Genomic DNA, 13914 nt, shown 5'->3' on the forward strand with positions numbered 1-13914 from the left:
TGTTATGTGAAAATGTGAGAAGTAGCGAAAGAATACTAAAAGCAAGTACGAAAAGTGAAGTATAAAGTACTTTGATTTGCATACTTGCTGTAATATAACAATCTGAGGCAACGAAAAGATACTGATGGCCAGGAAAAGACCTGTTGAATTCAGGTACTTCGTACTTCGTATTTCGTACTTCGTATCTCGTACTTTTAGATAGATATAAATTACGATTGCAACGCATTGTTGTCTGGCCTGTAAATTGAGAGGGTAAAAGCCGGCATTGCTGTATGCCGCCGATAATTTTTGGCAGATAAAACCGCTTCTATATGAAATACCTGATTGAAATTTTTGGCCAGGGCAGCAACCTTGAAACGCTGCAAATGGTGCTGAGGGGCATCGTTATCTTTTTGCTTACACTGCTGTTCCTCCGCATATCAGGCAGGCGTTCTTTTGGTTTGCGAACGCCAATGGATAATATCATCTCTATAACCCTGGGCGCCGTATTAAGCCGGGCAATTGTTGGGGCTTCGCCATTTTTACCAGTGGTGGCTACCGGCCTGGTTATAGCTGTGCTGCACCGTGTTTTCGGTTGGCTTGTATTGCACAGCAATAGGTTTGGAGGTTTTGCGGAAGGCAACAAAATATTGCTTTATGAAGATGGTAATTTTATAGACGCTAATATGCGCCGGGCACTGGTGGGCAAAGAGGATATTATGCGTGGCATACGGGCCGCAGCCATGACGGAAAACCTGGAAAAAATTGACCGTGTATACATGGAGCGCAACGGTGAGATAACCGTGCTGAAGAAGGGATAAGCCTTACTTTTAACCAGGGCGCCCGCATGCTTTTTTTAACTTAGCCGTTTTATTGTTGCTTATGCCACTGAAAGAAAACCTGGTAAAAGATGATATCGCTTTAACGCCGCAGCGTTTTAGCCACCTGCATCAAACGCCGTTGCTGCCCAAAGCAGTAGGGTTGCCTGCCATTGCTTCCTCCTTTAAGCAGATGCTGAAATATATGTCCCTGGCCGATGCCTGGAAAACATCGCTGGCATTAAACCAGAAAGGCGGCTTTGATTGCCCGGGCTGCGCCTGGCCCGACCCGGATGATGAGCGCTCTGCCATAGCCGAATATTGCGAAAACGGTATTAAGGCCATTGCGGAAGAAGCTCAAAAGAAAAAGATAACAGCAGCGTTTTTCGCTAAGCATAGTGTAGAAGAGCTGGGCAGGCTTACCGATTTTGAAATTGGCAAACAGGGCAGGTTGACAGAACCGGTATTGCTGGAAGAAGGCAGCAGCCATTACCAACCCATAAACTGGCAGGATGCTTTTAGTTTAATTGCCACCCAGGTTAATGCCCTTGCCAACCCGGATGAAGCGGTATTTTATACCTCTGGCAGAACAAGTAACGAAGCGGCTTTTTTGTACCAGTTGTTTGTACGCATGGTGGGTACCAATAACCTGCCGGATTGCTCTAACATGTGCCACGAAAGCAGCGGCGCCGGGCTTACTGAAACAATTGGCATTGGTAAAGGTTCTGTTACGCTGGATGATATACAGCATGCGGAACTGGTGATAGTGATGGGGCAAAACCCGGGTACCAACCACCCCAGGATGCTGTCTGCATTGGAAAAATGCAAAAAGAATGGAGGGAAAATTATCGCTGTAAACCCATTGCCCGAAGCGGGGCTAATGAATTTTATTAACCCGCAAAGCCCGCAAAAAATATTATCTGGCGGCACAAAACTTACCGACCTTTTTTTACAGGTACGCATTAATGGAGATGTGGCCTTGTTAAAAGCTATCATGTTGCTGTTGATAAAGGAGGAGCAGCAGCACCCCGGCACCGTTATAGACAATGATTTTATCAGCAACTATACATCCGGCTACGAAAATTTTATGGCCGCCCTGCAACAATGTTCTTTAGAGGAGTGTGTGCAGCAAAGCGGGGTAGAAGAGGAGCTTGTTCAGCAGGCGGCACGCTTAATAAGCAGTAGCCAAAAGATCATCGTTTGCTGGGCAATGGGGCTAACCCAGCACCGCAACGCGGTAGACAATATTAAAGAAATTGTAAACCTGCTGCTGCTTAGGGGCAGCATTGGCAAACCCGGCGCTGGTGTATGCCCTGTACGCGGACATAGCAATGTACAGGGCGACAGGACGATGGGCATTTGGGAGAAACCTCCGGCCCTGTTGTTACAAAACCTGCAGCAGGTATTTGGTTTTACCCCGCCGGCCCATAATGGCTATGATGTAGTAGAATCCATAAAAGCCATGCATGAGGGAAGGGTGAAACTGTTCTTTGCCATGGGCGGTAATTTTTTATCAGCCACGCCGGATACAGCTTTTACCGCGGAAGCTTTAAGGCGTACTCAGTTAACGGTACATGTATCTACCAAACTTAACCGCAGCCACCTGGTGCATGGCAGGCGGGCACTTATATTGCCCTGCCTGGGCCGTACGGATAAAGACATACAACAGGGCAAAGAGCAGTTTGTAAGCTGCGAAAATTCAATGGGTGTGGTACAAATGTCAAAGGGGGTGCTTATGCCGCCGTCAGCGCATTTGTTAAGTGAAGTAGCCATTATCTGCAGGCTGGCCAAAGCTACCTTTGCCGGCAGGTTTGCCGTTGACTGGGATGGCCTGGTGAATGATTATGACGCCATCAGGAACCTGGTGGAAAAAGTAATTCCCGGTTTTGACGATTATAATGCCAAAGTGCGCAGGCCAGGCGGCTTCTATTTGCCCAATGCTGTTAAAGAAAGAAACTTTAAAACCAATAGCGGAAAAGCTGTGTTTAGCGTGTTACCGTTGCCGCAACATACGCTGCAGCCCGGTGAATTTATGATGATGACCATACGCAGCCATGACCAGTTTAACACCACTGTGTACGGTATGGACGACCGTTACCGAGGCATACATAATGAGCGGCGTGTGGTGATGATGCACGAAGCGGATATGCAGTTATGCGGTTTACAAAAGTTTGATGTGGTGGATATCATCAGCAGGTTTAATAATGAAGAGCGCAGGGCCGGAATGTTTAAAGTAGTGCCCATGCCTATTGCCCGGGGCTGCGTTGCTACTTATTTTCCTGAAGCCAATGCATTGGTAAGTATTAATGCTGTGGCGCATACCAGCAATACGCCTGCCTCCAAATCTGTGGTGGTACGGCTTGTAAAACATGGGGCAGCTTTGTAGCTTTTTTAAGCGGCTAAAAGTTATTTGTTGCAAGAATTTTATGGGCCCGGCAGAAGAACTGCTATTGAGTTACCGTTGCGTCGCACTCTTGCGCTGTTAGGTTCGCTATGCGGCTTTTCCCGCATGGTAGAAGCATCGTAGTTTATTATTCCTTCTATTCTTTTTTGCAATAATATATCAGTTCGGATGCCATTAACCCATAGCGGAATAAATCCCCGGAAGAAAAACTTTTTACATAACTATCTTCGGTTACTTTAAAGCCGGCTTCCGCCAGCCTGTCCTTGTAGTCTCGGCCATACCACCTTACGTGATCACTTTGGCCAAACGCCTTTAACCTTTCTTCAGGTGTTCTAATAGAAAAATCTTCATACGTTGTTGCCCTATTGTAATCAATGGGCACCTGTAAAATTGCCCATCCTCCTTTTTTTAATACTCTATACAATTCACGCATGGCAAGTTTATCATCAGGTATGTGTTCAAGTACATGATTGCACAATACCACATCAAAGCGGTTATCTTCAAACGGAATATTGGTTATGTCCACAGTTCTTATATCAACCTTTCCGTTATAATTATAATATTCAGGAAACAAATCGCACGGGATGTATTCAATATTTTCGTTTTCAGAGAAAACATCATATAAGGCTTTCTCCGGGGCAAAATGCAATAGCTGTGTCTTTTTGCCCGGGTTAAAGAAATCTGTTTTTTCCTGCAGATATTTCCACGTTAGCCTGTGCCGCTCTAAAGACCCACAGTTATGGCATAATGCATTTTGCCTGGTTACTAAACCAAAGGGGCCAAACTCCCTGAACGTGGAATGGCAAATAGTGCAAACTACCTTATCTCCCTTATAGGGCTTAACCTGTTTTCTCTTAACGTATTCCCTATACTGTTTCTTTAAAAACGAAGGGGTTATCTTTTTAATTAATTCACGCATTTTCCAAAAGAATAATTGTTGGTGATTGCTGTACATTACTTACGCCAACGTTTAGTAGTTGTTGCGTAAACAACAAGTAAGTGTTTGTAAATATATAGGTTTAGCACTGTCTTTATATAGCACATTTAACGTTGTATTTACTGGTTTAACTGCAATGAAGTGCAATTGAGCTGTGTATACAACATGTTGGCAAAAAAGCAACCTGTTGCACCTTCGGGTGAGGGATTGCAGCGGCTACCCCGGTGAGGCCGTCGCAGTGGGGGGCCTCTGCCGGAGTAGTAGCGGAAAGCCCGGCCCCTTGCGCAGCTTGGGGGCACCCCGAAAAATCCAAACTTTACACTACGAAAAGCAGCATGTTAAACGGGCGAAACCAGTTGCTCGTAATCATAAGGATAATCCATATCCTGTAGTATGTGATTGGTTGGCATATCTACCCAGGTTATATGCTGACGGTTGTTTTGCACGATGGCTTTGCAGCCCTCCATATCCTTATGCTCCAGTATATCTTTTTTATATACCGTGGAAAAAATTACCGGGTTGCCTTTTTCCCCTTGATAGCGCGGCAGGCAAATGCAGTTGGGGTTAGCCATTATTTGCGCTGTAAAAGCTTTGGCAAGCAGGGCATATTCCCCAGGCTCTATGGTTAGCATATCGCCAAGGCATATCATATAACCCTGCCCGGCAGTGTGTTGAATACCTGCCTGTATAGAAGTGGTCATGCCTTTCTGAAACAACGTATTGTGTATAATTTTTACCGGTAAACCTGCAATGCTTTCACTAACCGCAGATGCCTGGTGGCCGGTAACTACAATAACATCTGTAATGCCCGCGGCAATAATGTTAGCGATGGTAGCTGCCAGCACCGTTGTTTGCCTGTAAGCCAGCAGCAGCTTATTATCAGCCCCCATGCGTTTGGATAAACCCGCGGCCAGTACAATAGCGCTTAGCATAATGATAGCATTGTTGATATAGAAATTTTTCTGAAACAGATAAATTTACTGCATCTTACCATTTCTGTGTAACCAGCTTGTAAAATTGTTATGGAGCACCTGGAAATTGTTTTCTTTTTTCTTGTAATAGCATTCGTGTATTCGTCCGTAGGGTTGGGAGGTGGCTCAAGCTACCTGGCCATATTGGCATTGTACCATTTACCTTTTGCGGAAATGCGCTTAACAGCATTGCTGTGCAACATTATTGTAGTTACGGGGGGTACCATCGTCTTTATTAAAAACAAGCAGGTAAACTGGCGCAAGATTATTCCCCTGGTGGCAGTTAGCATACCCCTGGCTTATGCAGGCGCCAGCCTTAAAATAAGCCAGGATACTTTTTTTATTGTACTGGGCTTTAGCCTGCTGGTTGCGGGCGCCCTGCTTTGGTTGAAAACAAAGAATGCCATAGTTGGCGCTAACGGTAACAACGCAAACTATGTAAGAGATGGCCTGCTGGGTGGCGCCATTGGGTTTCTTTCGGGCATGGTAGGTATAGGTGGCGGTATATTTTTATCTCCGCTGCTTAATCTATCCCGGTGGGACGTGCCCAAACGCATCGCCGCCACGGCCAGTGTTTTCATATTGGTTAACTCCGTGGCGGGCATAGCCGGGCAGCTAAAAAATTTACCGGCAGAAATTAACTACACCCGCATTTTGCTGTTGTGCCTGGCGGTGCTTGCAGGCGGGCAGATTGGCAGCCGCATGGCTGCCCTGAAATTTAACCAATTGGCCGTAAAACGTATTACCGCCGTAGTGGTATTTGCGGCGGGAGTGGAAGTGTTGTGGAAGCATTGGTAGGGGGAGAACATTAAATTACGTTTAAAGACATGGGATTGGGGTTATTTAATAGCCCCAGTGATTATCTTGAGAAGTAATCGGCCCACAAGCCTAACGGTTAACTCTCTTAAAAAAAATCAAATTGCCATGAAGTACTACATTGAGGTCTTAAAAAAGTATGCAACATTTACCGGCCGCAGCCGTAGAAGTGAATACTGGTATTTTGTGTTGTTTAATTTTCTATTTAGCCTGGCTGCTGGTTTAATGGATAATGTTATAGGTACAGATTTTACTTTCGAGACTGCTTACGGTCCCCAAAGCCTTTTTTATGGCTCCATTTATATTGTGTATGCTCTTGCAGTGTTTATTCCAAGTTTAGCGGTTCTGGTGCGAAGGCTGCATGACGTAGGAAAAAGCGGCTGGTTTATCCTGATTAGTTTTATTCCCTTTATTGGAGCTATATGGTTGCTGGTGTTATTATTTACAGACAGCCAGGTGGGGCCGAATAAGTGGGGGCCTAATCCCAAAGGGATTGGCAATCCAGATGATGTTGATAATATAGGCAATCACTTAGTCCAATAGCATACCCATTTAAAAGCCTCTGATGGCTTGCATATACAATCTTCACCTAAACACAATTTTGTAAATGAAACACTACCTGAACGCTTTAAAAAACTACGCAAATTTTACCGGCAGGGCAAGGCGCAGTGAATATTGGTATTTTATACTTTTTAATGTTGCTATTTTCTTCGCACTTGCTTTGTTGGCAAACATTTCGGATTTCTACGAACTCGCCTGGGATCCATTTTCTTATGTTTTTGGATTATACATGTTGGCAATGTTAATACCCTGGCTTGCTGTTTTGGTAAGGCGTCTGCATGATATTGGTAAGAGCGGCACCTGGTTTTTTATTTATTTTGTACCGTTCGTAGGCGCTATCTGGCTGTTGGTTCTTTTATGTACTGATAGCGAACCCGGCACCAATAAATATGGCTTAAACCCGAAAGCCATACATAACCTGGATGAGATTGATGAAATCGGTAACCACCTGAAGCAATAACTCTGCAGAAACATTCATGAGCAAAACCTATATCGAAGAACAAACTTTTGAAAAAAAGGATTTCACGCTTCAGCCACTGGCGCGGGCTGATTATGAAGACTGCAGTTTTATCAACTGTAATTTCTCCGGCAGCGAGCTTTCTAATATTAATTTCTCAGGCTGCACTTTTAATGGGTGCAACCTGGGCACAGCAAGTGTACACAATACCACGTTTAGCGACGTAAAGTTTACCGGCTGTAAAATGCTTGGCCTGCACTTTGAAAACTGCAACACACTTTTGTTCTCCGTTTATTTTGAAGACTGCGTAGCCAACCTTTGTTCTTTTTACCAGCGCAATCTTAAGAAAACTGTATTTAAAAACTGCAGCCTGCAGGAAGTTGATTTTACCGAAGCCAACCTAACCGGCGCCACATTTGCAAACTGCGATTTAAACAAAGCCCTGTTTGAAAACAGCATACTTGAAAAAGCCGATTTTCGCACAGCTTACAACTATACAATTGACCCCCAATTTAATAAAATTAAAAAAGCCAGGTTCTCAGCTACCGGCCTGGCAGGTCTGTTGCGCAAGTATGATATAGAGGTGGATTAACTTTGTAGTTATACTGTAAATACTGCAAATTAATCAGTAAGCGTTGATGGATCGGTGGATGGAAGAGGCAAGCCAAAGCATCTACGCTTGCATGCGTTAACCAGCTTTCTTTGTTTTGGCAGCAGCAACATTTTCTTTCTTACGAAACTCAATGATCTTCTTAATCAGCTTCTCCGGCAATGGTTGGTCGTTCGGTAGCTGGATAGCGGATTTGCTTACCTTGTAACCTTCCAGGTCTAATTTAAAATGCTCCCAAAAAGCCGCACTGTAAGGGTTGGAGATCGTTATGTGTTTGGTAAATGCGCAGTAATAAATTAAATAGCCGTGGTACTTAAAACAGGGTACCTGGTAGCTGATCGTCTCCTTCACACCGGGCACTACCTGGTGAATAATCTCCCTTATGATTTGCATCCTCTGTACAATATCTGCGGGAAAAGCCTGATGATATTGGTCAATTGTTTTGTAATCTGTTTTTGCCATTTTGGTGTGTTTTTACATAATAGCCTTGTAATTGATGATTTTTATCGAAGACTGAATATCCAGTGTACCCTGTACCTGTCGGTTATTTCAATCAGGTGGTCTGTATTGCTTACCGGGCAATAATTGTTGCCTGCCAGGTTGCATATAAACCGGGCCCTTTCAGCGGAGTTGCATTCGACCAGGATACTTATATTATTCCCCGGAACAAGTCTTCCGGCAGTTGTAAGGTCCGTTCCCATCAGTTTAAAATAATGGTTCTCCAGGGTGGCACAAATAACAACTTCCTGCATTTGCCTGGTCATTTTCCGGCCATGCTGCGTAGCTCCCATAGTTTGCACACTCAGGTCTCCGCCAAAACAGGATTGGTAATAATTGAAAGCCTGCAGGCAATTGCCATTAAAGGCAAGATATACTCCAAATGAAAAATCATCTTTCAACATGCAGGTTGATATTTAAGATTACTTAACCCTGTGCTCATTACTGCCAGGGTGGTGCAGCTAATCAATTGTTCGCCATGTATATCACCTCCCAATGGTTGCCATCCGGGTCAGTAAAGCTTCTTTGCTGCATAAAGCCATAATCTTTTGGCGGATTAGGTTCACTGCCGCCGGCTTGCAGTGCGGCATCCGCCATCTTATTTGTTTCTTCAAGGCTGTCCATAGAAACGGAATAGATGGCACAACTGCCGGTGCCGGTTTCCGTTAATTTTTTGTTGGAGAACTCACCGAATTTGGCATGTGTCAGCAGCATCACATATATCTCTTCCGTTAAAACCATGCAGGCAGCCGTGTCGTCAGAAAAAGCAGGGTTATTGGTAAACCCAATTGCTGTGTAAAAATCCATAGACGTTGTAAGGTTTGCCACCGGCAGGTTGATAAAAATTTTCTTTGCCATAATTTGCTGTGTTATTGTTAATTGGATAACACAAAAATGAGTTTTAGTTCTTACAGGCACCCACGGCAAAAACGACAACTTCATGGGGTAAAAGCGACAACCATACCTTATATTTATGCTTAAATTTTACAAGTTCATGAAGGTGTCTGTGTTTGCTCCAACCAGGGGCGTTATAGAAGCGGTAACGCCGCCATACCGTGCCTTTAAAACGGCTAACGACTTTCTTATTGCCGGTGGCAAAAAGCCTGTTTTCGATGTGGAATACGTGGGCCTTACAAAATTTGTTCCTGCAAACGATGGTGAGTACACCATAAAAACTGACCGCTTGCTGAAAGATGTAACTACCACAGATCTCTTAATTGTTCCCCCTGCTTACGGCGATACCCTGCAGGGCATAAAGGCAAATGCAAAAGCTATACCCTACATTCAGCAACTGTATAAAAACGGGTGCAGCATTGCCAGTTTGTGCTTAGGCGCTTTTTTACTTGCTGAAACCGGTTTGCTAAATGGTAAAAGGTGCTCTACCCACTGGGCCTACCTGGAGGAGTTTCGGCAACGGTACCCCGATGTAGAAGTTGTAACGGATGGCGCTATTATCACCGAAGTGGGCAATATATACAGCAGCGGCGGCGCCAGCAGTCTCTGGAACCTGGTTCTCTACCTGGTAGAAAAGTTTTCTGACAGGGAAACGGCTGTACTTATCTCAAAAAATTTTGCTTTGGATATTGACCGCACCAGCCAGGCTGTTTTTTCCATGTTCAAAGGGCAAAAAACACATACGGATAAAGACATCATCCATGTGCAGGATTTTATTGAGAAAAACTACAGCGACAAACTAACGATAGACGCCCTGGCGTCAAGCGTTAATACCGGGCGCAGAACTTTTGAACGCAGGTTTAGCCAGGCCACCAACAATACACCTTTTGAATACATTCAAAGGGTGCGTGTTGAAGCGGCCAAACGGTTCTTTGAAGTTTCCAGGAAAAATGTAAGCGAGGTAATGTTTGATGTGGGGTACACGGATACCAAAGCTTTCAGGGATACATTTAAAAAAATTACCGGGCTAACACCCATAGAATACCGCAACAAGTATGCAAGAGTGGCTGCAGAAGCGTAAAGTAGTTACCTGCCTGCACTAAACACGCTTAATCCTGGGCGCATTGCTCCAGCCGGGTGGAACATGAGGAGTAGTTAACAACGGCAGCGCAGATGAAACCCCGCCCAGGTATTGGGATGGCTGCAAATAAATAACTTCTTTAATGCTATAATACCGTATAGCATAAGAGCACATAATGCATGGCTCATGTGTTGAGTATAATACGCAATCTGACAAGTCGTTTGTCATCAGCGTTGTAACGGCCTGCCTGATAGCCTCTATTTCCGCATGACAGGTAATGTCGCTTTTTGTTTTAACTGCCTCTTCCGCCTCGCTTATTATGTAATTGTCTTTTACAATAAGCGCACCCACTGCACTGTTACCTTTTTCCGCGGCTTGTTTTGCCAAAATCAAACACCTGTCTATAAAATCGGGCGTGGTTTTCATCCGTTAATAGTTAAGGTGTAAAGTTAGCTGGTCAGGTAGTGTTGTCCCGTAATTTGTTCTTCAAAGCAAGGGCCCCAACAGGTATTCAATAGCCAGGTACTATTGTACCCCATCAGCCAACCTGGCAGGGCTCATGTTGAGTTGCATAATATGACGGTAGCAAATAAAGTATGCCAGCAAAAGAAGCAGCCTGTTGCACCTTCGGGTGAGGGATTGAAGCGGTTACCCCGGTGAGGCCATCGCAGCATGGCCTTGTGCCGGAGTAATAGCGGAAAGCCCGACCCCTTGCGATAGCTTGGGGGCACCCCCAAAACAAGTACGAAGGGTGAAGTACGAAGTACCTGTACTATGTTAGATGTTAGATGTGGGATGTACGATGAAAACATGTACGAAGGGGGGAATACGAAGTACCTTTTTTAGTTTAGATGTATGATGTGTGAAGTTTCCGCCACTTACCTGCCGGTCTTATTCTTCTGCTGAAAAATGTTATCATTGCTTTTATTATTACTTTCAGTTTTAAATAATGGTTATGCGGTGGTTTTTATCAGTACTGAGTGCGGTGATAACGGTTGCTTTGATTGTTTTGCTTGACAAGCCTGTTGCCATGGGCAATGTAAAAACGCCAAGGCTGGGTTATTTCCTTTCTCCGCAAAAGGGCTTCTGGCAAAATGCAGAGGCAGACACTAAAAAATTTGATGGCAATATTCAGTCGGCTTACCTGCAGGGTAAAACAGATGTTTATTTTGATGACCGGCTGGTACCGCATGTGTATGCCGAGCATGAAACGGATGCTTATTTTGTGCAGGGTTACCTGCACGCAAGGTTCAGGCTGTGGCAAATGGAGTTTCAAACACATGCCGCCGGTGGCAGGTTAAGCGAAATAATGGGCGCCAGTTACGCCGGTACTGACTTTCTTTCCATAGATAAATTCTTTCGCCGGCTGGGCATGGTGTACGCTGCAGAACAATCCCTGAAAGTGATGGAGGCGGATGAGATTATAAAACCTGAAATTGACGCCTACACCGCGGGTGTTAATGCCTACATAGCTTCGTTGGACGAAGGCAGCCTGCCCCTGGAATACAAACTGCTGGATTATAAGCCCGAATCCTGGACCAACCTTAAAACCGCGCTGTTTATGAAGTACATGGCGTACGACCTGGCCGGCTTTGAAGAAGACTTTGAAAAAACCAACGCCAAACACATATTTACCAAAGAACAGTTTAAAAAATTGTACCCTTACGGGCAGGATATTCTTGACCCTGTAATAGCCAAAGGCACACCTATAGCAAAATCTGCACTGGTCGTAAAAAAGCCGGCCACAGCGGATTCGTTGTACTTTGACTTCAGGAAAAACGATTCGATACCCGTTAAGGTCAAATTAAAACCAGACCCTGCCAATGGCAGCAACAACTGGGCGGTAGCGGGCAGCAAAACAAAAAGCGGTAAGCCCATCTTGTGCAACGACCCTCACCTGGGTTTAAACCTGCCGTCTATCTGGTACGAAATGCAGATTTCCACCCCGGAGTTTAATGCTTATGGCGCTACCTTTCCCGGCACGCCTTCGGTAGTGATAGGCTTTAACGATAGCTGCGCATTCGGGTTTACCAATGCAGAAAGAGATGTCAGGGATTATTATGAAATAACATTCAGGGATACCAGCATGCGGGAATACTGGTTTGACAGCACCTGGCAACCCACCACCTTTAGAGATGAAGTAATAAAAATAAAAGGAGCACCTGCCGATACACAACACATAGCCATGACCGTATGGGGGCCTGTAATGTACGACAGCCGTTACGAGGATGCCCTTAAAGACGGCAAAGCCTATGCCTGCCGCTGGAAAGCGCACGATGCCAGCAACGAGTTGCTTACTTTTAACCGCTTAAACAGGGCCAAAAATTTTAATGATTATACCAACGCCATTGCCACTTACCAATGCCCTGGCCAAAACATGGTTTTTGCCGCTAAAAACGGTGATATAGCTATTCGCCAGCAGGGACAGTTTCCGGCCAAATGGCGCTGGCAGGGAGATTTTGCAATGCCCGGCAGCGACAGTGCTTACCGCTGGCAAAGCATGATACCAGACAGCATGAACATTACCATGCTAAACCCGCAAAGGGGTTTTGTAAGCAGCGCTAACCAATACCCTTACGATACGGCTTATCCCTACTATCTCGGGGGCTCTTATCCACCTTACCGCGGTTTTATCATTAACTGGAAGCTGGCCAACCGCCAGAACTTTACCGCCGAAGACATGCAGATAATGCAAACAGATAACTACAATGTATTTGCAAGGTTGGCCAAGCCGGTGCTCACCAAATACATGGATGCATCACAACTGAGCAACAGTGAGAAAAAACTGTATGACATTTTTATTGCCTGGAACCTGCGCAACGATGCCGCTGAAAAAGGCGCTTCTGTGTTTACCGCCTGGTACGACAGCCTGATGTCTGTTATGTACCAGGATGAATTTGCCCAAACACAACTGCCGCTGCCCGAACCTGCGCAAAGCAGCTTGCTGGAAGGTATTGGCAAAGACTCGCTGTATGAATTTGCAGACGATATTCGCACACCGCAAAAAGAAACCATTACCGATATGGTAGTACTTGCCTTTAAAAAAGCTGCTGAGGTTTTGCAGAAAGCCAACACGGGTAACAGTCTTGCATGGGGTAAGTTTAAAGACAGTGGCATAAGGCACCTTTTGCGCATACCTGCACTAAGCAGGTTGCACTTATTGGCCGGCGGCGGTGTGCACATTATTAATGCGCACAAGCAGTATCACGGCCCAAGCTGGCGCATGGTGGTGCATCTTACCGATGAAACAGAAGCCTACGGTATTTACCCCGGCGGCCAAAGCGGCAACCCCGGCAGCAAATACTATGATAATTTTATTAACGACTGGGTACAGGGCAAATACTACCGCATTAAAATTGTGGGCCAGGATGTTGCCGCCAAAGAAATGGTCAAAGGAAAAATTGTTTTCAGCAAAGCATAGCTGCAACTTGTATTTAAAATACGCACTCATGAAATTTCTCATAGCTATAATACTCACCGCTTTACTTGGATATGCGGCGCCGTTATTTTTACCCTGGTGGAGCTTCGCGGCAACATCGTTTATTGTAGCGGTAATTGTTCACCAAAAAGCGGCAAGCGCCTTCCTGGCGGGTTTTGCCGGCCTTTTCCTTTTATGGGGCATGCATGCGCTGTTGCTGGATAGTGCCAACAACCACCTGCTGGCAACAAAAATAGCCCAGGTTTTGGGCATAGGCAGTTCCGCTTTTATGCTGGTGTTAGTTACGGCGCTTGTTGGCGGCCTGGTATCTGGCTTTGCTGCTTTAGCCGGCAGTTTTACAAGAAAGCCATCCTGATTGTTTCCTCAAATTTTGTACAGATTTTTTTTGGGACCGGCAGAAGAATTACTATGAGGCTTGCGTTGTGTCACTCACTTGTACGGCTTGTTCG

General features: G+C 45.2%; 15 protein-coding genes. 9 read left to right on the plus strand and 6 right to left on the minus strand.

Annotated features, from left to right (window positions below; all coding sequences use genetic code 11):
- The first annotated feature begins 311 nt into the window (after positions 1-311).
- Positions 312-800, plus strand: coding sequence for a DUF421 domain-containing protein (locus F0364_RS25645; protein ID WP_153800678.1), 489 nt, complete (start codon positions 312-314; stop codon positions 798-800).
- Between the two features lie 61 nt (positions 801-861).
- The gene (locus tag F0364_RS25650) at positions 862-3183 is read left to right on the plus strand and encodes an FdhF/YdeP family oxidoreductase (RefSeq protein WP_153800679.1); all 2322 of its coding nucleotides are present in this window, start codon (positions 862-864) and stop codon (positions 3181-3183) included.
- Between the two features lie 154 nt (positions 3184-3337).
- On the opposite strand, the gene F0364_RS25655 is transcribed toward F0364_RS25650, so the two are convergent.
- Positions 3338-4120, minus strand: a complete 783-nt coding sequence (locus tag F0364_RS25655; RefSeq protein ID WP_153800680.1) for a class I SAM-dependent methyltransferase — start codon at positions 4118-4120, stop codon at positions 3338-3340.
- Between the two features lie 356 nt (positions 4121-4476).
- Positions 4477-5070, minus strand: a complete 594-nt coding sequence (locus F0364_RS25660; protein ID WP_153800681.1) for a nucleotidyltransferase family protein — start codon at positions 5068-5070, stop codon at positions 4477-4479.
- Between the two features lie 90 nt (positions 5071-5160).
- Here F0364_RS25660 and F0364_RS25665 point away from each other — a divergent pair, with 90 nt between their 5' ends.
- The 4 genes from F0364_RS25665 to F0364_RS25680 all read left to right on the plus strand — a co-directional run bounded on the left by F0364_RS25665 (position 5161) and on the right by F0364_RS25680 (position 7535).
- Entirely contained in the window at positions 5161-5907 is a 747-nt protein-coding gene (locus tag F0364_RS25665) for a sulfite exporter TauE/SafE family protein (protein WP_153800682.1), read from the plus strand.
- A gap of 126 nt (positions 5908-6033) precedes the next feature.
- Complete coding sequence (locus F0364_RS25670) at positions 6034-6468, plus strand: DUF805 domain-containing protein (protein ID WP_153800683.1); 435 nt, start codon at positions 6034-6036, stop codon at positions 6466-6468.
- A 64-nt stretch (positions 6469-6532) separates the two neighbouring features.
- Entirely contained in the window at positions 6533-6946 is a 414-nt protein-coding gene (locus F0364_RS25675) for a DUF805 domain-containing protein (protein ID WP_153800684.1), read from the plus strand.
- A 16-nt stretch (positions 6947-6962) separates the two neighbouring features.
- Positions 6963-7535 (plus strand): pentapeptide repeat-containing protein, encoded by a 573-nt coding sequence (locus F0364_RS25680; RefSeq protein ID WP_153800685.1) that lies wholly within the window; start codon positions 6963-6965, stop codon positions 7533-7535.
- 96 nt (positions 7536-7631) lie between these two features.
- Here the strand turns inward: F0364_RS25680 and F0364_RS25685 are convergent, their stop codons facing one another.
- The 3 genes from F0364_RS25685 to F0364_RS25695 form a co-directional block, all read right to left on the minus strand.
- Positions 7632-8015 (minus strand): iron chaperone, encoded by a 384-nt coding sequence (locus F0364_RS25685; RefSeq protein WP_153800686.1) that lies wholly within the window; start codon positions 8013-8015, stop codon positions 7632-7634.
- 41 nt (positions 8016-8056) lie between these two features.
- Positions 8057-8455: a VOC family protein gene (locus F0364_RS25690; protein ID WP_153800687.1), complete on the minus strand. Its 399-nt coding sequence runs from the start codon at positions 8453-8455 to the stop codon at positions 8057-8059.
- A 61-nt stretch (positions 8456-8516) separates the two neighbouring features.
- Positions 8517-8909, minus strand: a complete 393-nt coding sequence (locus F0364_RS25695; RefSeq protein ID WP_153800688.1) for a VOC family protein — start codon at positions 8907-8909, stop codon at positions 8517-8519.
- A gap of 115 nt (positions 8910-9024) precedes the next feature.
- On the opposite strand from F0364_RS25695, the gene F0364_RS25700 reads away from it, so the two are divergent.
- Positions 9025-10026, plus strand: coding sequence for a GlxA family transcriptional regulator (locus tag F0364_RS25700; RefSeq protein ID WP_235921289.1), 1002 nt, complete (start codon positions 9025-9027; stop codon positions 10024-10026).
- A gap of 18 nt (positions 10027-10044) precedes the next feature.
- Here F0364_RS25700 and F0364_RS25705 read toward each other — a convergent pair whose 3' ends face one another.
- The gene (locus F0364_RS25705; RefSeq protein ID WP_153800689.1) at positions 10045-10452 is read right to left on the minus strand and encodes a nucleoside deaminase; all 408 of its coding nucleotides are present in this window, start codon (positions 10450-10452) and stop codon (positions 10045-10047) included.
- Positions 10453-10981: 529 nt separating this feature from the next.
- Between F0364_RS25705 and F0364_RS25710 the strand changes: the two genes are divergently transcribed.
- Positions 10982-13447, plus strand: a complete 2466-nt coding sequence (locus F0364_RS25710) for a penicillin acylase family protein (RefSeq protein ID WP_153800690.1) — start codon at positions 10982-10984, stop codon at positions 13445-13447.
- A gap of 28 nt (positions 13448-13475) precedes the next feature.
- Positions 13476-13820, plus strand: coding sequence for a hypothetical protein (locus F0364_RS25715; protein WP_153800691.1), 345 nt, complete (start codon positions 13476-13478; stop codon positions 13818-13820).
- The last annotated feature ends 94 nt before the right edge of the window (positions 13821-13914 follow it).

This window comes from Foetidibacter luteolus (assembly GCF_009650435.1).
GTDB classification, from domain to species: domain Bacteria; phylum Bacteroidota; class Bacteroidia; order Chitinophagales; family Chitinophagaceae; genus Foetidibacter; species Foetidibacter luteolus.